The sequence below is a fragment of the Deltaproteobacteria bacterium genome (assembly GCA_020848905.1).
In the GTDB taxonomy this organism is placed as follows: Bacteria; Myxococcota_A; Polyangia.
The window spans coordinates 548,984-567,796 of the sequence record JADLHG010000004.1; the positions used below are offsets into that span (position 1 = coordinate 548,984).

General features: G+C 69.6%; 15 protein-coding genes. 4 read left to right on the plus strand and 11 right to left on the minus strand.

From position 1 onward, the window contains the following. Positions 1-24: 24 nt before the first annotated feature. The 7 genes from IT371_02980 to IT371_03010 all read right to left on the minus strand — a co-directional run bounded on the left by IT371_02980 (position 25) and on the right by IT371_03010 (position 10,569). The gene (locus IT371_02980; GenBank protein MCC6746593.1) at positions 25-489 is read right to left on the minus strand and encodes a hypothetical protein; all 465 of its coding nucleotides are present in this window, start codon (positions 487-489) and stop codon (positions 25-27) included. Positions 490-616: 127 nt separating this feature from the next. Beyond that, a complete protein-coding gene (locus IT371_02985) occupies positions 617-4,390 on the minus strand; it encodes a sigma 54-interacting transcriptional regulator (protein MCC6746594.1) in 3,774 nt (1,257 codons plus the stop codon). Between the two features lie 273 nt (positions 4,391-4,663). Then, on the minus strand, positions 4,664-5,788 hold the full coding sequence (locus tag IT371_02990) for a hypothetical protein (GenBank protein ID MCC6746595.1): 1,125 nt from the start codon (positions 5,786-5,788) through the stop codon (positions 4,664-4,666). A gap of 83 nt (positions 5,789-5,871) precedes the next feature. After that, positions 5,872-7,257, minus strand: coding sequence for a VanW family protein (locus tag IT371_02995; GenBank protein MCC6746596.1), 1,386 nt, complete (start codon positions 7,255-7,257; stop codon positions 5,872-5,874). 173 nt (positions 7,258-7,430) lie between these two features. Then, positions 7,431-7,880 (minus strand): hypothetical protein, encoded by a 450-nt coding sequence (locus tag IT371_03000; protein MCC6746597.1) that lies wholly within the window; start codon positions 7,878-7,880, stop codon positions 7,431-7,433. 31 nt (positions 7,881-7,911) lie between these two features. Further along, a complete protein-coding gene (locus IT371_03005; GenBank protein MCC6746598.1) occupies positions 7,912-8,448 on the minus strand; it encodes a hypothetical protein in 537 nt (178 codons plus the stop codon). A 111-nt stretch (positions 8,449-8,559) separates the two neighbouring features. Further along, complete coding sequence (locus tag IT371_03010) at positions 8,560-10,569, minus strand: OmpA family protein (protein ID MCC6746599.1); 2,010 nt, start codon at positions 10,567-10,569, stop codon at positions 8,560-8,562. A 258-nt stretch (positions 10,570-10,827) separates the two neighbouring features. On the opposite strand from IT371_03010, the gene IT371_03015 reads away from it, so the two are divergent. Then, entirely contained in the window at positions 10,828-12,480 is a 1,653-nt protein-coding gene (locus IT371_03015; protein MCC6746600.1) for a hypothetical protein, read from the plus strand. Positions 12,481-12,492: 12 nt separating this feature from the next. On the opposite strand, the gene IT371_03020 is transcribed toward IT371_03015, so the two are convergent. Further along, a complete protein-coding gene (locus tag IT371_03020) occupies positions 12,493-13,209 on the minus strand; it encodes a methyltransferase domain-containing protein (GenBank protein ID MCC6746601.1) in 717 nt (238 codons plus the stop codon). A gap of 251 nt (positions 13,210-13,460) precedes the next feature. Between IT371_03020 and IT371_03025 the strand changes: the two genes are divergently transcribed. Continuing rightward, entirely contained in the window at positions 13,461-15,380 is a 1,920-nt protein-coding gene (locus IT371_03025) for a glycosyltransferase family 39 protein (GenBank protein ID MCC6746602.1), read from the plus strand. Between the two features lie 23 nt (positions 15,381-15,403). Here IT371_03025 and IT371_03030 read toward each other — a convergent pair whose 3' ends face one another. Beyond that, complete coding sequence (locus IT371_03030) at positions 15,404-16,084, minus strand: glycosyltransferase family 2 protein (GenBank protein ID MCC6746603.1); 681 nt, start codon at positions 16,082-16,084, stop codon at positions 15,404-15,406. Between the two features lie 142 nt (positions 16,085-16,226). Between IT371_03030 and IT371_03035 the strand changes: the two genes are divergently transcribed. Then, positions 16,227-16,655, plus strand: coding sequence for a DUF2304 domain-containing protein (locus tag IT371_03035; protein MCC6746604.1), 429 nt, complete (start codon positions 16,227-16,229; stop codon positions 16,653-16,655). Here IT371_03035 and IT371_03040 read toward each other — a convergent pair. Together IT371_03040 and IT371_03045 are read right to left on the minus strand one after the other, a co-directional pair. Continuing rightward, positions 16,599-17,423, minus strand: a complete 825-nt coding sequence (locus IT371_03040; protein ID MCC6746605.1) for a class I SAM-dependent methyltransferase — start codon at positions 17,421-17,423, stop codon at positions 16,599-16,601. The genes IT371_03035 and IT371_03040 overlap by 57 nt on opposite strands. A gap of 15 nt (positions 17,424-17,438) precedes the next feature. After that, on the minus strand, positions 17,439-17,801 hold the full coding sequence (locus IT371_03045) for an EamA family transporter (GenBank protein MCC6746606.1): 363 nt from the start codon (positions 17,799-17,801) through the stop codon (positions 17,439-17,441). Between the two features lie 261 nt (positions 17,802-18,062). Here IT371_03045 and IT371_03050 point away from each other — a divergent pair, with 261 nt between their 5' ends. Beyond that, a complete protein-coding gene (locus IT371_03050) occupies positions 18,063-18,608 on the plus strand; it encodes an RICIN domain-containing protein (protein ID MCC6746607.1) in 546 nt (181 codons plus the stop codon). The last annotated feature ends 205 nt before the right edge of the window (positions 18,609-18,813 follow it).

The following is an 18,813-nucleotide window of genomic DNA, read 5'->3' on the forward strand; positions in this document are numbered from 1 at the left end:
GCGGCGTACGAGCTGCGGGGGCCCTCAGAGGGCGAGCGACGTGACGCGCACCGCGACGGCGCGGTCGCCGTCGGAGGGGTGACCTCCGCTGCCAGGCCGGAGGCCGTCGCCGGGGTCCTCCGTGCCGTGTCCGTGAATCGGCGGAACCGGGTCGTCCGCACGGTCGCCGTGAATCGGCGGGACGGGCTCGTCCTCGGGTCCCCCCGGTCGGTTGGCTGCTTGCCCCTGAAGACCGACGAAGCGCTCGGGGTTCACGCGCGGACCCCCTTTGGGCCCCAGGCCCCGGGGCGAGCCCCAGCGCGGACCGAGGTGCGCCAGAGCCCCTTCGTGCGTGTCCACGCAGAGCGGCTGGTGCGCGCGCAGGCTGTGCACGACGACGAGCTCGTCGCTGGCGGGGTGGCGGAGCATCGTGACGTCTTCCCGCGCGAGGGGCCCCCGCACCGCGTCGCAACCGGGGAGGTCGAGAGAGAGAACGGCCAGCGAGGCCATCTCGAGCCGCACCGTCGGTGGCGCGGCTTCGGCCAGCGCAGCCGGACGGTGAGCTGCAGGATCCTGCGTAGCGCCTCCGCATCCCCCGAACGGGAACGCCAAAAGCGATAGGGCAGCGGTGAGAGCTCTAGGCCACATCGTCAAGTCCTCCGGCAGCGGTCTTCTCGAGCGGGATACCGTGTTCGCGAACGAGCTGGGAGAGGCGAGGGCGTTTCATCCCCAGGAGCTCCGCCGCACGCGTGATGTTTCCCTCGGCATCCGCGAGCGCCTGCTGGATGCAGGCCGCCTCGATGAGGCGTTTCATCTCCTTCAGGCTGACGCCCTTCGAACGGATCTGGGTGTACGCGTCCAGGCCTAGGTCTCCGCCCGCGGGCGCTGAAGTCGTGGCGCTCGGGGGCGGCACGGGCGGGGGACGGCGGACGAGGTCTGGGTAGTCCGCGAAGTCGTCCTCCGCGAGCTCCTCGTGCTCCGAGAAGAGCGACACCGATCGGAGCACGTTGTCGAGCTCGCGGATGTTGCCGGGCCAGCGGTGCTCCATCAGCAGCGCGGCCGCAGAGGCCGCCAACCGCTTCGGACGCGTTCCGCGCTCCTCGGCGATTCGGGAGAGGAAATGCGTCGCAAGGAGCGGGACGTCCTCGCGGCGCTCCCTCAGCGCAGGCAGCTCGAGCTGGACCCCGCGGAGGCGGTAGTAGAGGTCCTCCCGGAACGCTCCGGCGGCGACCATCTGCTCCAGATCGCGATTCGTGGCGCAGATGATGCGGACGTCCACCCGGATGGCGGAGGTTCCGCCGACGCGTTCGAAGGAACGTTCCTGCAGCACGCGGAGCAGCGCCACCTGAGTGTTGGGAGAGATGTCTCCGATCTCGTCGAGGAAGATGGTCCCGCTGTGGGCCAGCTCGAAGCGCCCCACCTTTCGCTGCGTGGCCCCCGTGAAGGCGCCTCGCTCGTGCCCGAAGAGCTCGCTCAGGAGAAGCCCCTCGACGAGCGCCCCGCAGTTGACCTTCACGAGCGGCCGGTCCGCGCGGCTGCTGCTTCTATGCAGCGCGTCCGCGACGAGTTCCTTTCCCGTGCCGCTCTCTCCGCGGATGAGCACCATGGCGTCGGTGGGCCCCGCCTTCTCGATCTGATCCAGAACCTGCAGCAGTCGTGGATGCTCGCCGACGATCTCGGCGTGCCGCGCTTCACGGCGGGGGCGACGCACGAGCTCCGGCCGGAGGGCCAGCGCTGCCGGAGAGGGGCGGCTGGGAGCCGTGCGTTCTGACGCCAGGGCGAGCCGCAGCGGCAGCTCGTCGAAGGACGGACGCAGCTCGTCCGGCACGCCGTCGCGCACCTTCTCGGCGAGGGCGGCGGCGGAGGAGAGCCAGCGGTCCGCCTCGCCCGGACGTCCGGCGCGGCGAGCGATGCGCGCGAGCCCGTAGTGCGCGTGCCAGCTCAGCTCGGGATCCCCGCGACCTTCGGCCAGCTCCAGCGCCGAGGCGTAGGCCCTGCGGGCCGCCTCGCCCTCCGCGCGCTGCTCGTGCAGCCCTGCACGAACGAGGACGGTGCGAATCTGGAGCTGCGACGCGGTCGGGGTGCCCAGTCGCTGGAGGGCGGGCTCCACGAGCCCCCACTCACCCAGCTGCGCGTGGTGCTCAGCGACGAGTAGCCGGACGCGAAGGAGTCGCTCCTCCTGCCCGGGCGCGGACGCGAGCTCTTCCGCCTCGCGAAACCGGTCGAGAGCCTCGGCGAAGCGGCAGGTCAGTTGCGCGAAACGGCCCCGCGCGATGGCGAGGTTGATGCGCGTGACCAGCGGCGGCGCGTCGTCCATGAGCCGCTGGACGAGCTGCAGCATGGCCTCGCCCCGCTCGAGCTGACCGAGGTCGAGGTAGAGCGTGCATAGGTCGAGACCGACCCACGCGAGGTAGGCCCGGTGCCCCACCTTCTTCCAGACGGAGACGGCGGCCTGGTAGTGCGAGAGCGCTCGGCCGTAGTCCCTCCTGCGCTCGGCCAGGACGCCGAGGTGTTGCAGACACGGCCCGAGCAGACGGTACGCGCCCGACGTCTCTCCCAGCCTGCGCGCGGTCTCGTAGAGCCGCTCGGCCCCCGCGTGATCCCCGCTGCGAAGGGACAGCTGCCCGAGCTCGATGAGGGCCCGCATCTCCTCCGCGACGAGCCCGGCAGCTCGCGCCGAGGCGAGGTTTTCGTGCAGGAGCTCGCTTGCGCGCGAGAAATCTCCCTCGTCGAGATCGATCCGCGCCAGCGTATCGCGCACGCGCAGCGTCAGCGTCGGGTCGAGCAGGCCGGCGGCGTCCGCGCTGCAAAGCGCGAGCGCCTTCGTCGCGGCGGCTCGGGCGGCGCTCTGATCCCCCGCGAGGCCGTACAGGTTCGCGAGGTCGCCCAGGGCGCGAGCCCGCTGCGACGGGGAGAGCTCCCGTGCCTCGCGCGCGAGCAGCGACTCGAGGGCGCCGCGTGCAGGAGCGAAGTCCCCCTTGGCGACCTGAAGATGCGCCAGGCGCAGCGAGCACTCGAGGTCGTTCGGACGCTCGGACCGGCACGCCGCGGCCAGACGGATCGCCTGGTCGAGCAGCCCCATGGACTCGAACAGCGCGAGCAGGCGCGTGGCGAGCTCGTCCCGCTGCTCGTCGGGGTGGGCGAGGGGAAGGGCGCGCTCGTAGAGCTCGGCGGCGCGCTCCGGGGCGCCGGTCAGAATCAGCTGCGGGCCGACGGCGAGCACGGCGGCCACGGCGTCCACTGACCGACCGCGCAGAAGATGTTCCGCCGCTACCTCGAGGTGGGCGGCTCCTCGGGTGAGCGCGAGACGCCCGACCGCTCGATGCAGGGCCTCCCGCTCGGACTCCAGCAGGGACTGGTAGGTCTGATCGCGGTCGCCCGCCCGGGCGAAGGCGAGGCGGAGCTCGCCGTCGACCACCGTCTTCTCGACGCGCCCGGTGGCGATCGGCGTTGCCAGACCGGCGGCGAGCGCGGGAGCAGGCAGGTCGGCGAGCTGGCGAAGCAGCTCGGCGCTCGTGGGACCGCCGATGACGGCGAGGGCCGCCAGGATCGCGCGCTCTTCGGGGGGATCCGGCGGAGCCAGGGCGGAAGGGTCAGCCGTCAGCGCGCGGTCGAGCAGCGCGAGGAGTCGCTGCGGCACCCCCGCGGTGACCTGGTGCAGGCGCCGAGCGATGGGTTCGGCACCGAGGAGCTCGCGCAGCCCGCCCTCGTCGAGGCCGCTCAGGGTGACGCGACGGAGTCTTGGGGTGGCTAGCTGGTCCGTGGCGTCGAGCAGGTCGGCTTCCGACGCGGAACCGAGGAGGAGCAGGACCCGTGGCGCGTCGGAGGAGGAGGGGATCCCGCTCGTCAATACCCGGGCGAGGTACCGGCAGAGCTGGCGCGTGGACGGATCGGCCGATTCGGTGTCGTGCAGGACGAGGGCGATGGGACGTAGCTGGCTGGCGGCGCGCAACAGCTCGGCGATGCGGTCGAAGTGCGCCCAGCGATCGGCCACGGCCTCGGGTCCCGCCGTGGGTGGCGGGACCTGCCCGGCTGCGTTCGTGAGGAGCTCATCCGCGGCGGTTGCGAGCTCGGGCGCCGATCGGGTTTCGCAGAGGTGGGCGACGAGCCCCCGAAGGGCCTCGAGGACGGGGGCAAACGCGGCGGCGAGGGGGTGGCAGTGCCCGACGAGCACGATCGCGCCCTGGTCGCGAAGGCGACGCTCGGCCTCGCGGAGGAAGGTCGATTTCCCGACCCCCGTCGGGCCGGTCACCCACAGGAGGGCACCCATGCCGGAGGCGGCCTCTTCGAGCGCGGCGTGCACCTGGCCGAGCTCCTGCTCTCGGCCGACGCACGTCGGAGAAGCGAGTGGAACGGACGGCGCTGCGGCGTGGCGATCCATGGGAATGGGACACTGCAAGAGACTGGCCACGCGGGCGGGATCCGCTGTGCGGCGGTAACCGGCTAGAATGCGGTCGGTCTCTCCTTCAGCGTGGGGCACTCCGCGACCGACCGGGGGGCGGACCGTTAGTTTTCTAACGGCAGCCTTGCGGGACCGGAGGCGCGAGTCGTTTGCGCGCCGACGCCGGACGGTGATCCAGAGCGTCGAATTATTGCTTAAACCCAAAGACTTCGCACGGCGCGGCGCACGCTGGGGCGCCCTCGGCTTCTGGTGGACAGGGATGCCGTGGAGTGTGCAGTCCTGTCACATACGGCGTGGGGAGCGCTCGGCGTCCGTGGGGCGGGCGGGGACGGGGCTTCCGCTCGACGGCTCGTCCGCCTCCGGAGCGTCCTCGGGCGCGTCGGAGCCCGCGGGGGCAACTGCGATGGACGCAGTGGGCACGCCGCGCAAGGTGCGGCGCCGGCGACGTCCAGGCATCGGCGTCGGACGGAGGATGCACTCGGCGGAGAGCCCTCCGAGCGGCGTACGCGAGGACCCGTCGAACTCCGTGGGGAGCACCTCCGGAGTTCGAGCGCCCGGCGCTTCGGCTTGTGGGGCCTCACCTGCGGAGGCGCTGCGCGGCTCGTCCCCGAGGAGAAGGTCGCCTCCGATGAGGCCGTGGGGCAGCGTCGGGAGGCCGTCCGGGTACCCGCCGGCTGCCACGCTGGCCGAGCGACCGCCGGTGGGCGTCCGCGAACCAGGCGTCGCCGGCGTCCCGGATCCAGGGGCCAACGCGGCGCGCGGGGCCTTCGGACGCGTGAGGAGGAGCAACGGTTCCCCGCCGAGGGCATCGTGTTCGGCCGGAACCCTCGCGTCCGGCCGGACGGGAAGGAAGAGCTCCTCGAGCTCGCCGGACGCGGGAGCCGGGGCGAAGCTCGCGTGAGGCGCGCCCGCGTCGCCGCGGCTGGCCTCGGCTCGCCCCGCCGCCTCCGGCTCGTCGAGGGACACGCACCGCGTCGGCGCGTCTGCGCCGTAGTAGACCCCGAGCGCCCATTCGATGGTGGACCAGGGCGCCACGGCGGGCGTCACATTCAGGCCGGTGAAGAAGGCGAGCTCCTGGAGCGCCCGCTCGTCGGCGGGATGGGCCATGGCCACCGTGAGCTCCTGGTCCTCGACGCGGAGCGGGATGGCCCGATGCTCGAGCGCCAGGTCGGGAGAGAGCAGTGCGACCAGTTCGGGGGAAAGGTCCCGCAGGCGCTCCGGCTCCACCAGCGGCACGGAGAAGCACCTCGCATAGGCGGTCGCCAGGGCCCGCTCCTCGACCACGCCACGGCGCACGAGCTGCTCCGTCAGACTCCACTCGGAACCGGCTCCACCCCCGGCGCGAGCTCGCTCGAGCTCGACGGGAGTGGCCAGACCTTCCCGAATGAGAAATGCGTCGCTGTTCACCGGTGTCGTGCGTTGATTCTTCGCGCGACGGGCGAGGCTGTCAAGGAGCGGGGGATTCGGCCCTTCGCGTGCCCATAGGGCCGCTACTGAATGATCTCGAGCTCGGGCTTGGCGTCGCCGAAGGGTCGTTTCGGCGGAGGGGGCACGAAACGGGGGTTGGCCGGGCCGGTGCCGATGCGGACCACCAGGCTCGTCGGCGGGTAGCGCAGCGCGCGGCGCTCGATCTTTTCGGGCTCCTCCGACGCTCCGAAAAAGAGCCGCTGACGTTCGAGCACGAAGCCCGGCACTCCGACCTGGTCGATGATGCGTACGCCCCGAGGCACCTCTGGGTCGTGGCGCTGGATCTCCTGATGCGGGGTCGATTCCTTCACCTCTCGGCGAAAGGCGATCTTGCGCCACGGTCTGCCTTTGCCCCGAAGCTGCACGCGGACCTTTCCCTGGTTCACGACGAAGTGGATGACCACGGGGAACGGATACGGGTTGCGCAGGACGAGGTCGGTATCCGGATACGCCACGGCCGCGTCGAGCCCCATCTTGATGTAGGAGCTCGGAATGGTGTGCGGCCTCGAGTTCAGGAGATCCAGTCCGGCAAAGAACGCCGCGGCGAAGAGCGTGCTCGAGAGCTGGCACGAACCGCCGGCGATGCCGTCTACCAGTTCTCCGTCGCTGATCACGTTGGCCGTGCGATAGCCCTCGGCGTGGGTGCGAGGGCCGACGACTTCGTTGAACGAGAACCTCGCGCCCGCGGGAATGATCCGCCCGTCCAGCTTGCTGGCTCCGACCTTCAAGTTGTGGGCGCGATCGGCGTCCTTGTCGGCCAGGCTGTAGACCGTGACGAACTCGGCCAGGACGTGCCGAATGTCGATCCCTTGCAGCGCTGCGGCGCTTTTCGGGGCGACCGCATCGACGGGGAGCGGGATTCGGGACCTGCCGTGCCGGAGGGCGTTCTCGGTCGTGGCGAGTGCGTCGTAGAGCTTGAGGCGATAGCCTCCTTGCCCTTCCTGGACGAGGCCGCGCTCCAGATCCAGCCGAGGATCCACGGGAGGCCGATCCACTGCCGCCTTGAGACGACGAAAGAAGGCGCGAGCGACCTCCGGGTCGAGCTCCGGGATCGGCGCCATGGCCAGCTCGCCCCGCCGCGCCTTGAGCCGGTCGAAGAGGTCCTGGAGGAAGTTGCCCGACTTGCCGGCCAGCTCGAGCTGCGCGCGGGTCGCGGCCGCGTCCACGCGAACGCCCAGCTCGCGACGAGTGACCCGCAGCTCGTGCGCCCCGATGGTGAGCAGCACCGGCTCGCGGGCCCAGGATTCCGACACCCCGTGGATGAGGCGGTCCAGATCCTCGTGGGCCACCGAGCCAACCCGGAAGGACCCCAGGCGCAGCCCGGGGATGAGTCGCGGAACACCGAGGGAGCTCGTGTATGCCCAGAGAGCGCCGGCGAAGCAGAGGAGCAGGGCGCACGTGGCGAGCACGACCCACAGGCGGCCGACCCGAGCGGGAGGGCGCCCTGGAGCAGAGGCGCGGGGAAGGGCGTTCAGACCGTGCACGGTAGCCACGGTATCACGCACGATCTTGGGGGGACAAAATTCGCTTCGCTACGGGGAGGGGGGCTCGCCGCACGTGCTGGTGCCCTGCGCGGCGCGCCTCAGGGTAAGCAGAGGGCGTTGGCTTCCTTGTCCTTCGGTCCGCAGGAGAGGGTTCGTGGGCAACCCCACGAGTTCTTGGCGGTGCTGCACATGAAGGCGCAGTAGGAGAGGCCGGGTCCCGCGTCCGTGGCTTCGCCCTTCACGAGGCAGCTCGACCACAGCCCGTTCGGGACCCCGAGGCACTCGATGTTCGTCGGGTTGCAGATCCGCGTGCAATAGCCTTTGCCGGCGGTGCCGCCCTTCAGCGCGACGCAGTGGAGCTTGTAGCCGTCCTTGTCCTTCTCGGTGCAGGGCTTGCCGATGTTGGTGCAGGAGCGGCCGAAGTGCTCGTCGGGGGCGAGGTCCACGCTGCCGCCGTCCAGCCGCGCGTCGGACGCGGTACCGCCGCTGTCGCCGCAGGCGGCGACAGTCAGCGCGACGATCAGCGCGAAGAGTCCTCGTCGGTGCATCGGCTCTGGGCGGGCGGTAGCGCGGGTTCAGCTACTTCGGCGGCAGACAGGCCTTCTGGCCGCTGCCCTTCGGGTTGTCCTCGGCCGCGCAGACCATCTCGCCGGGGCAGGTGTACTTGCCGGCCTGCGGATGCTCGCAGATGAAGGCGCACGCGTTCTGCGTGCCGCCGCCCTGCGTCTGCACCTGGAGCACGCAGCCCGCGAAGGTGTTGGCCGGCGAGCCGGGGCACTGCTGTCCGCTGTTCGTGCAGGTCTTCGTGCAGAAGCCCTTCGCCGCGCCCTGCTCCATGAAGACGCAGGAGAAGCCTGTCTCGCACTTCTTGGTGTTGTCCGCGGTGCAGGTGTCGCCGAAGCCCTTCTGCGGGCCGGTGCCCTGGTCGGCCATGGGGGCTCCCATGTCGTGCCCGCCGCCGCCCGTGTCGGCGGTGCCGCTCGTGCCGTCGAAGAGCGTGACGCCGCCGTCGCCCTTCTTGGTGCCGCCGTCGGTGGTGGTGGTGCTCTTGCCGCAGCCCGTTGCGAGCGCGAGAGCGCCGAGCAGGCCCAAGGTGAGGGAAAGCTTCTTGTTCATTGGATTAGTCCTCCGCTTGAATACATCACGCTACAAATCCCGACCTTCTTACGCCGCGCTCCTCGCCCCGCGCAAGGAAAAAAGAAGGAGCCGCGGGCGGCGATGGGCCGGCTACTGCTCGAGGATCTTGAACTCAACGCGGCGGTTGGTCGCGCGATTCCGCGGCGTGATATTTGGCGCCTTCGGCTGGTGCGGACCATAGCCCTTCGCGGTCAGACGATCCGCTGCGACTCCGGCCTTCAGAAGGTAGTCGCGAACCGCGTCGGCCCGGGCCTGGCTGAGCTGCTCGTTGCCCTTGGGCGCTCCCCGGTTGTCGGTGTGCCCGCCGACCTCGACCTTCCGGATCTTTGGGTTCCCCTGCATCACCTCCGCGACCTCATCGAGGAGTTGTTGCGAATCGGGCATCAGGTTGGCGGTCCCCGTGGCGAAGTGCACGTTCTTCGTGATCACGATCGCGCTCTTCGTGAGCTTGACCTGGGAACGCTTCGGCCGGGCGCTCAGCGTGACGTCCATCGTGGCGGGGCCGGCGGGCGCGACGTTCGCCACCGCGTCCTTGCGAATGAAGCCCTCGGCGGTGACCTGCGCCGTGTAGGCCCCGGGCTTGAGCTCGACGGCGAAGGCCCCGCTCGCGTCGCTGGTCACGGTACGCGACTCGGGCCCCGTGAGTACGATGCTCGAGGCGACGCCCGCGCCCTTCAGGTCCGTGACCTTCCCGGACAGCTTCCCGAGCTTCGGTGCTGCCGGCTCGAGCTTGATCTCCACCTTGGCTACGGAGTTCGCCCCGGTCACGGTGGCCGCGAGCTTCGCCGGCTGGTAGTCCGGGTGACGCACCATCACGTTCACCTTGCCGGCCGTGAAGCCGTAGGAGAGGAAGGTGCCGTCCGGGTCGGTGGACTGCCCCGTGAGGTCTCGGCCGGGGAAGGTCACGACCGCGCCCTCGATGGGCTCGAGGCTCTTGGCATTCACCACGCGGCCCCGGACCTTGCCGTCGGCTGCCGGCTGGGACTTCACGACCACCCGCTCGCGCGTCACAACCCGCGTCGCCGCACCGGGCTCGTAGCTGTACGAGAGGCCGAGGATCAGATTCCAGGGGACGACGGGCGGACCGTACCCGTAGCCCGGGCTGAGCAGCCCGAGGTCCGTGGCCAGAGAGATCCCGAGGCCGCGTAGAGGGCTCGCGCGCAGGCCGAGGGTCAGCCAGGCGGAGGCGCGTCCATCGATGTCCGTCGTGGAGAGCGGACCGTTCGGCTTGATGAAACGGGTCTGGTTGAAATCGGCGTCGGCGGTGGTCGTGGCGATGTCCACGCCAAGCTCGGCCAGGGGCGTCAGGCCGATCTTGGTCCACTTGCGCAGCGACACGTCGGTGCCGAAGCGGAGCTGCATGCGGCTCGGGTTGATGCCGAGCGCGAATTTCTCGACTTGCAGGCTCTGCAGAGAATGTCCGGGAAACGCGGAGAGCCTGCCGGAGTTGTCGAGCTGGTAGCCCACGTTGACGTGGAAGCGCCAGGGGACGCGGGTCACGGCTCCGAGATCCACGGTGGAGATGAGGCCGATCGTGACGCCGGTGGCCGCCCCCTCGACGGAGACGCCTCCCACCGAGTTCATGAGCTGTACGCCCAGGTTGAGGCCGATCCCCCAGGCGGGGAAGACGGGATACTGGAACTTGCCGCCGAAGCCGAAGTCCCCGAGGGCAAGGATCACCCGCTGATCCTGTCGCGCCGGATCCCTGCGGTCGTTGCTGTTCGCGGTGCTCCGCACGCCCATGTAGAACTCGAGCAGACGCCACGGGGTGTAGTTGAGCGCGAGACTCCCGATGAAGCGGGAGTTGGAGTCGCCCGAGACGAGGAAGCTCTTGCCGCTGAAGATCTCCGTGTGGAGCCCGACGCGGAAGGTATGCGGTCGCCCGATCTGGGTGCTCACGACGCGGAAGAGGCCGCTGAGGCCGCTGATCGACGGAGAGATCTCCGCCGGGTCCGGTCGCGGAGCCTCCTCCGCCGGGCCCGTCGTCGCGACCTGTTCCTCGGGGGGCGACTCGGGGGCGGCCGGCGCAGAGGTCGCGGGGAGGATCACCGCCATCGCCGCCGCCGCGACGGCCAGGCTCGTCCATCGTCTCGTGTGCATGCGCATCTCCCTCTGGGCCGGATCTATACCCTGGCCGCGCTTTACGGCGCAAACTTCCTGACCTCGCACGCTTGGCAGCTGTGGATCCCCCCCTTGGCCAGCGCCGCCCTGCCCGCCGGAGCCATGCACGCCGACCTGATAACGGCGTCCGCACGCCACATGTTCCCGGCTCCTCCTCGGGGCCGCGGGTTGACCCGCCGGGCGCTGCTGCGCTAGACGAGGTGCCGAGCCGAGCCCCCGGCCAGAGCGCTTCGCCGCGTGACGACGGATCCCCAGAGCCCCGACCAAGCCGCCGTCGCGTCCGGACGCTCGCGTCTCCGTCGGCGGATCCAAGGATCCTGGTTCGGCGGGATCCTGGCGCTGCTCTACGCCTACAACTTTCCCTACTTCGACGCGATCCACAGCGCGAACGAGCTGCCGCGGATCTACCTCACGATGGCCATGGTGGATCGCCAGGCCTTCAACATCGATCCGGAGATGTCACGGCTGCAGCCGACGCCGGACACGTCGACCTACAAGGGGAAGCTCTATTCGAACAAGGCTCCCGGGATGAGCTTCCTCACCATCCCGGTCTACGCGGCCCAGAAGGCGGCGAGCGGAGGGAAGACGCCCGAGCTCCGGCGCATGTTCTTCTGGTTCCGGCTCTTCGGAGCCACCGTCCCGTCGCTGCTCTTTCTCTGGCTCCTGTCGCGGTTCTTGCGGGACCTCGTGCCGTCCCTTTGGCCGCGACGCCTCGTGCTGGCGGCGTACGCGCTCGGCACGATGGCCATGACCTACGGAACGCTGCTCATCGCGCACCAGCTCTCGAGCCTGCTCATGGCGACGGGCTTCGTGCTGGCGTTCTGGATCGGGCGGGGGAAGGGGCGGTCCCTCACCTCACTCTGGGCGGGCCTTGCGGCGGGCAGTGCCGTCCTCGTGGACTATCAGACGGCCTTTCTCGGGCCGCCGCTCTTCCTGTACCTCGTCTGGCGGGCGCGCCCGCGGTGGCTGCGCGAGGGGATGGGCTTCGCGCTGGGCGCCGCCGTGCCGCTCGCGGGCCTGCTCCTCTATCACTGGGGCTGCTTCGAGCATCCGCTGCGCACGGGCTACCACTACCCGACCAACCCGGTCTTCGCGGAGTGGCACAGCCAGGGCTTTCTGGGCCTGAAGGCTTTTCGGCTGACCGAGCTCGTGAACCGCTACTTCTCGGCCGACGACGGCCTCTTCTACTACTCGCCCTTCCTCTTGCTCGCCTTTCCGGGGCTCGCGCTCATGTTCCGCAGGCGAGAGCTGCGCGCCGAGGCCGTCTTCTGCGCGGTGGCGATCCTGATCTTCGTGCTGTTCATCTCCTCGGTCATGTTCGTGAGCGGCTGGGACGTGGGTCCGCGCTACATCACCTGCGCGCTCCCCTACTACCTCGTTCCCGTCGCCGTGGTCGTCGCGGCTCTCGAGGGGCGCGCCTGGTACTTGCGCGCGATCCCCTACGGGCTGATGGCGCTCGGGATCGCGATCTACGTGCCGGTCTCGGCGGTCTTTCCCCACTTCCCCGACAACTTCTCGAACCCGGTCTTCGACGTGGCGTGGCGCTTCGGAGGCGCCGGGTACTGGCCCTACAGCCTCGGGTGGCTCCTTGGCCTGGAGGGGCTCGGGTCCGCGATCCCCTACCTCGGGAGCGCCGTCGGCCTGGTTCTTCTCCTGCTCTGGCGCTCCGAGCCGGGACCTCGCGCGCGTCGCCTGGCTCTGACGGCGGGGGCGCTCGCCGTCGTGGTGGTCGTCCTGGGCGCGTACTGGGGGATGCTGGCCTACCGGAGACAGCCGGTGCCGGAGCGGTTCCTGGGCTGGATGGAACAGATCTACGAGCCGCGACACGCCGGCATGTCGCTCGCGAAGATTACGCGCCGGATCGGACCCGCGCCGCGTTCGCCTCGGTAGCCGCCGTGGGCCTCAGCGCCGCTTCTCGAGCTCGAGGACGTTCAGGAAGCACCAGCTCGCCGGCGGGTGCAGCCGGTTGTGCAGCCGGTGCAGCGGGAGCGCCGCAGCCGGGGCGACGAAGGTGAGGGCCGAGACGACGGGATAGGTCGGGAAGAGCCCCCAGCGGCGGAGGACCCGGAAGCCGGCCTCGTCGAGCAGCCCCACGAACTCGCCGATGGGACGGTCCCCGGGGTGGCGATCGACCGTCGAGGTGCGTACCAGCTTGCCGGTCAGCAGGAAGGCCAGCCGCGAGGCGAGATGGGCCAGGTTGGGGAGCGACACGAGAGCCCGGCCATCGGGGCGGAGGATGCGCGCCATCTCGGCGATGGCTCGAGGCTGCGCGGCGAGGTCCAGGTGCTCGAGCACGTCCAGGCAAAGTGCGCGGTCGTAGCTCGCGGAGGGGAAGGGGAGGTCCGTGATCTCGGCTCGCACCACGTGCTCCGAGCGGTACGCCGCGTCCACGCCGACGATGTCGTAGCCCTTGGCGCGATATTCCTCGACGAGCAGCCCCTCGCCGCAGCCCAGGTCGGCGATGCGCGTCCCCGGGGGCAGCTCGCCGAGCAGGCGGCGTACGAGCGCCATCTTCTCCACGTAGACCGGGTAGTAGCGCCAGCTCGGGTCCAGGGCGCGATGGTAGTCCCCCTTCTCGGCGTACTCTCCGGCCGGCTCGGATGCGGGCTTATGCTCCACGACGCGAGGCTCCTTGGGCCACCGGCGGCGCCGAGCGGGCGGAGCGCGGGGGCCCCCTCTCATAAACCAGAGGCCGCCTTTCCGCAAAGAGGGGCGACGAAGACGGGCTCCACCAGGTGGGACTCGCGCGGGCGCCAGGCCCGGCCGCTAGGCATTGCGCTCCCGCACGCCCTGAACTACCGTCCGCCCGAAAAAACGACTCGCCGCAGCCCATCCCCGAACCACACGATCACCACACGAGCGAAGACGCGATGGCTGAATCCACGGACAAGGACGCGGTAGGGCTCCGTGCGGGTGCGCCGGCCACCGGGCTGCACCGACTGCTGACCCGCGAGGCGCTCCTGCAGTTGGGGCTGCACCTCGCGTGCGTGGCCCTGCTGGTCGGGCTGGCCCTCTGGCTGCGCTGGCCGGTCACCAAGACCGCCGACGGTTTCCGGAACGAGGACGTCGCCGGGATCACCTACAACGCCGATCTCCTGCGCCACGGCAAGGTGCCGCTCAAGGACAGCCTCGAGATAAAGGCTCCCGGCTCGTTCTTCGTCACCTGGGCGGTCTGGGCCATCTGGGGTCGGTCGATGGTGGTGCTCGAGTGCTTCGGCATCGCGCTCGCCATCCTGGCCGGGCTCGGGGTCTTCTTCACCGCGCGCGTGATGTTCGGCCTGGGGTCGGCCTTCGTCGCGGGGCTCATCTACACCATCTGGTCCCCGATCACCGACAGCCTGACGGTGAACTACAACAGCTGGATGATCGCGCCCTATGTCTGGGCTACGGGTCTGTTCGTCCTCGGGCTGAAGCGTGGTTCGCTCGGGTGGCTCGCCGGCGCGGGGGCGCTGCTCAGCTGGTCGGCGCTCTTCAAGCACCAGGGGGCAGCGCTGGTGCCGCTCTTCGCGGGCGTGCTCTTTCTCGGGCCTGCCCTCGAGGCTCCCGTCGGCTGGGCGCGCTTGCCGCGCCTTCGTTCGCTCGTGGCGTTTTTCGGCGGCATCGCGCTCGGCTTCGTGCCCATCGGCCTCTACTACCTGGTGAACGGCGGGCTCAGCGAGTTCGTGCGCACCTTCTTCTTCTCCGAGGCGGGCTGGCGCTACGTCGGGGGCGAGCTGGAGCTGAAGGCCAAGTTCGAACGGATGGAGGACGGCTTCCTCGGCTTCTGGGAGTACATGGCGCTCCCCACGCTCCTCGCGTGCATGACCCTCGCGAGCGCCCCGATCGCGCGTCGCCGTGGGTGGTCGCTCCTCGGCACCCTTCTCGGGGCGCACCTGCTGATGAGCTTTCTGGCGGTGGCGATCGGGTTCCGCTTCTACATGGGCTACTACCTCCAGGCTCTCCCCGCGGCCGCCTGGCTGGCCGCGCACCCGAACGGCCCGCTCCTGCGCTTCGCCCCGCGGGCGACCTGGCCCGACGGGCTCTGGCCGAAGCTGAGCCGCCTCGCGCTCATCTTCTGCCTGGTCCTGGCCTGCCTCCCGCCGCTCATGGCGGACCTGACCGATCTGAAGTCCGTGCGGCGTCACCGCCCGACCTACAACGACTACCAGATCGAGGCGCAGCGGATAGCCAAGTTCATCAAGGACAACAGCGCCCCCACCGACGAGATCTGGGTCTGGGGACGGTGGGCGTGGCCGGTCTACTACCACGCCGAGCGGCTCTCGGCGATCCGCTACTACAAGGTGCTCGGTGTGATCACCACGAACCTCACGAACACCTGGAAGCGGCCCACGGAGATGACCCGCTTCGTGAAGATGGGGCCGTGGCTCGAGATCGCGCAGCAGCTCAAGGCGAAGCGACCGCCCTTCATCGTCGTCTCGAACAACGAGAGCCTCTTTGGCTACGACCTGTTCTTGAAGTTCGTCTGGAGCGACTACGCGGCCGTGCCGGGGGTGCCGACCCAGGCCTTCAACTTCTACTACCGGAAGGACTTCAAGCTGAAGACGGTCACCCCGCCGCCCCCCGCGCCGCCTCCCCCTCCGGCAGCGCCCGGCGTGAAGGCCGACGGGCGACGGGTTTCCCGGGGGCTCACCACCGTACCGGGGAGCGAGCTCCGGCGCGTGCGTCCGGCGGGAGACCCGACGCCGGCGGTGAAGCGGCAACGCGACGAGGTGAAGGCCCGCCTCGAGAAGCGGCGGCGCGAGAAGAAGCCGGAGGCCCCGACGACTCCCCCCACGAAGAAAGCGCTCTGAGACGCGCGCCGAGCGCGCTCGCCTCAGTCGAGCAGGCGCCGCACCATCAGATCAAAGACGATGTTCACCGCGTTGAGGAGGGACTGCCCCTTCTTGAGGGACCAGTCCGTGTAGCGCACGGTGATCGGCACCTCGACGTGCTTGAGCCCGTACTTGACGATCTTGTGCAGGATCTCCGAGGCGTGAGCCATGCTGGTCTGGGTGATGGTCAGCCTCCGGGCGGCCTCGGCCGTCAGGACGCGCAGCCCGTTGTGCGTGTCGGTGATGCGAATCCCGCCCACCACGCGCGTGAAGACCACGGCCGCCTTGAGCGTCAGGCGCTTCGCGGTCGGCATGCGCTCCGCGGTGCCGAGGAAGCGTGAACCGAGAGCCACGTCGGCCTTCTCGCGCACGAGCGCCTCGGCCAGGGTGGCGATGTCCTCCACGCGGTGCTGCCCGTCGGCGTCGAAGGTGCAGAGGTAGCGCGCGCCGCGGTCGAGCGCGTACGTGAGCCCGGTCTGGAGCGCCGCGCCCTGGCCCAGGTTGGTCGTGTGATGCAGCACGTGGGCGCCGCTGCGGAGCGCGATGGCGTGCGAGGTGTCCGAGGAGCCGTCGTCCACGACCACCACGTTCGGGTAGACGGACAGGAGCTCGCGCAGCACCTCCCCGAGCACCGGGCCTTCGTTGTAGGCCGGCACGATCACATAGAGCTCGCGGGGGTCCACCGTCGCCACGTCCCGGGTTTTGCACCAAGAGCGCGCGCCTGTCTACTCGGAGCACCGTCCCGGTCGCAGAACCCCACCCGCCGCCGCGGCGGGGACTCGCTCGAGCCGGCGGGGCGTGGTAGAGGTCGGGCGGAGGCCCGGCATGCTGATCAAGATCCTCCTCGTGGGCGGCGGCGTCGTGCTGCTCTTCTACTTCCTGGTCGCGGCGCGCAACCGGCCGGTGCAGAAGCTGGCCATGAGCCTGGTCTTCCTGCTCATCATCGGGTTCGCGCTGAGCCCGCAGCTCGCGGACCGCGTGGCGGCGGCCTTCGGCGTGGGGCGTGGTGTGGACCTGGCCCTCTACCTGTCGACGCTCGCGCTCCTCTTCATCTGCTTCAACCTCTACCTCCGGCAGAAGACGATGGAGGACCGTTTTACCCTGCTCGTGCGGCAGCTCGCGCTCCTGACGGCGCGGCCCGCTCCCCTCGCCGAGCTGAACGAGCCGACGGCCTCCCTGCCGCCGGTCGTGCAGCGCTCAAGCGAGCTTCTCGGCCCGAAGCGCGAGGGTGGTGGCGAGGAGCGAGGCGGGTAGACCGCTCGCCGGCCGGCTGTACGGGACCGGCAGAAAGAGGTGCCGCCCCTTGATCTGCCCGCAGCCGAGCGAGGTCAGCCAGCCCGAGAGCTGCGGGAGCGTGAACATCCGATGGGCCGGACCCTCGTCGGGGAACCAGCGGTAGAGGACGCGTCGGACGAGGCTCTCGGCGTTGTGCGTCAGGAGCACGACGAACCCGCCGGGCCGCACGACCCGGGTGAGCTCGGAGAGCACCCGGTATGGATCGGAGACGATCTGGAGCACCTCGATGAGAAACGCGCCGTCGAAGCTGCCGTCCACGAAGGGGAGCTCGAAGGCCGGCGCGTGCACTGCCTGAAGTCCGTTCCGTGCCGCGGCGTGGGCCATCTGAAGTGAGGCGTCGACGCCCGCCACCTGGTTACTGAGGAGCAGCGGGCGGGCCATCAGGCCGTTGCCGCAGCCCACGTCGAGGAGGAGCTGCCCGGACACGTCCCCCACGAGCTCCTCCATCGCGCGCTGCCGCAGGGCGAAGGTGCGTCGGCTGCCGTAGTCGAGCGCGAGAGGGTCCGAGGTGCCCAGCGCGCCCACGGTTGCATCGAAGTGGGCCGCCCATTGCGAGTCCTCGGGCGTGAGGCGGACCCGTGTGGGCCAGAGGTCCCACACGCCGGCAGAGCTGGTGAACGTCCGAGTGCAACCGGAGCAGCGGGCGGATCGGGATGTCGATGCCGCGTCGGTGACGGGATGCAGGAGATAGTGGCAGTCGGGGCAGCGAAGTACGATGTCACGCACGTTGAAGGCTCCTCGCTACCTCTTCCAGGTCACGAGGATGACTCCTGCCGTTACCGCGGCGATCCCCACCCAATGGATTGGATCGGGACGCTCACCGAAGAGCAGAATCGCCGCTAGCAGGACCAAGACCAGCGGGAGTGCCATGAAGAACGTAACGACGTAGAACGGGAGGTGGCTTAGGCCATAGAGCCAACCGACGGTGCCGAGCCCGTAGACCGCCAGGCCCGCCAGCGCCCACGGATTGATGAGCAGGGCGAGCAGGTCTCCGGCTCCCACGACGGTCCTTCCAAGCACCGCCTGCTTCAACAGGATCTGTCCCGCTGCAACGAGAATGGCCGCGCAAACGAGCGCCACCGTCGGGCCGAGATGGAATGCCACGAGCGCCTCCCTGTCGACGCGGCTAGGTACCAGACTGCGCGGCACGTCGTCAACCCACAGGCCATGGGCGTTCTCGTCGGGAAGGCATGCGAATGCGGAGAGCCGCGGTCCGAGGCCCACGGTGGCACGTCCGAAAATAGTGGACGTGCGGGAATGTGCGTCCTCTCTACACTGCCATCATCGCTCGGCCAGGGGCGTCCCCGAAGACCACAAGGGGGCACCGAGCGATATCCACAACAACAGCAAGCGAGGAGGAAGTACATGCGTCGTCGAATCGTCGAGGGGATTGGCATGGCCGTCGTGGCGGTGTTCGGAGCAGCCTGCGGCGGCGAAGGAGACATCCGCAGCGTGGAAGAGGCTCTCACGACAAACTGGGTCCAGCTCAAGGCGGTGCACAGCAACAAGTGCATGGAGGTATGGGGCAGTGCCACGTACAACGGCGCGAACGTCCAGCAGTGGAGCTGTCACGGGGGGGACAACCAGAAATGGCGGTTCGAGGTGGTTGGGACCGGTGAGTTCAAGTATCGCGTGCGGAACAAGAATAGCAGCAAGTGCCTCGATGTCGCCGGTTCGGGGACGTCGAATGGGACGAACGTCGACCAGTACACCTGCTACGACAGCTATGAGAATCAGCGGTTCTCACTCACTCCGGTGGGTGGTGGATCCTCATACGAACTACGGCCGCTGCACGTCCCGCTGCACGACAAGTGCGTCGAGGTCAACGGCGCCAGTACTGCCAACGGCGCCAATATCGACATCTGGTCCTGCGACACTGGCAATCACCAACGGTGGCTGATCGTGGAGTAGGCCCTTCTACCCACAGCCGGCCTCTCGCCTGCCCGAACGGTGTACCTCGGGTGCCCGCCTGCCGTTCCTTGCGAGAGGTTGAACCGCCCCGGCTTTCCTGGAGGCTCCATTTGTTGAGAGGATGGAGACATGGGACGACCGAGCACGTTTTCACCAGAGGTACGGGAGCGCGCGGTGCGGCTGGTGTTGGAGCACCGGGACGAGC

Bases quoted from the DNA above. Each gene is read 5' to 3' on its own strand.
- IT371_02980 (MCC6746593.1), bottom strand. From the start codon at position 489: ATGGCCTCGCTGGCCGTTCTCTCTCTCGACCTCCCCGGTTGCGACGCG.
- IT371_03000 (MCC6746597.1), bottom strand. From the start codon at position 7,880: ATGCACCGACGAGGACTCTTCGCGCTGATCGTCGCGCTGACTGTCGCC.
- IT371_03005 (MCC6746598.1), bottom strand. From the start codon at position 8,448: ATGAACAAGAAGCTTTCCCTCACCTTGGGCCTGCTCGGCGCTCTCGCG.
- IT371_03010 (MCC6746599.1), bottom strand. From the start codon at position 10,569: ATGCACACGAGACGATGGACGAGCCTGGCCGTCGCGGCGGCGGCGATG.
- IT371_03025 (MCC6746602.1), top strand. From the start codon at position 13,461: ATGGCTGAATCCACGGACAAGGACGCGGTAGGGCTCCGTGCGGGTGCG.
- IT371_03035 (MCC6746604.1), top strand. From the start codon at position 16,227: ATGCTGATCAAGATCCTCCTCGTGGGCGGCGGCGTCGTGCTGCTCTTC.
- IT371_03050 (MCC6746607.1), top strand. From the start codon at position 18,063: ATGCGTCGTCGAATCGTCGAGGGGATTGGCATGGCCGTCGTGGCGGTG.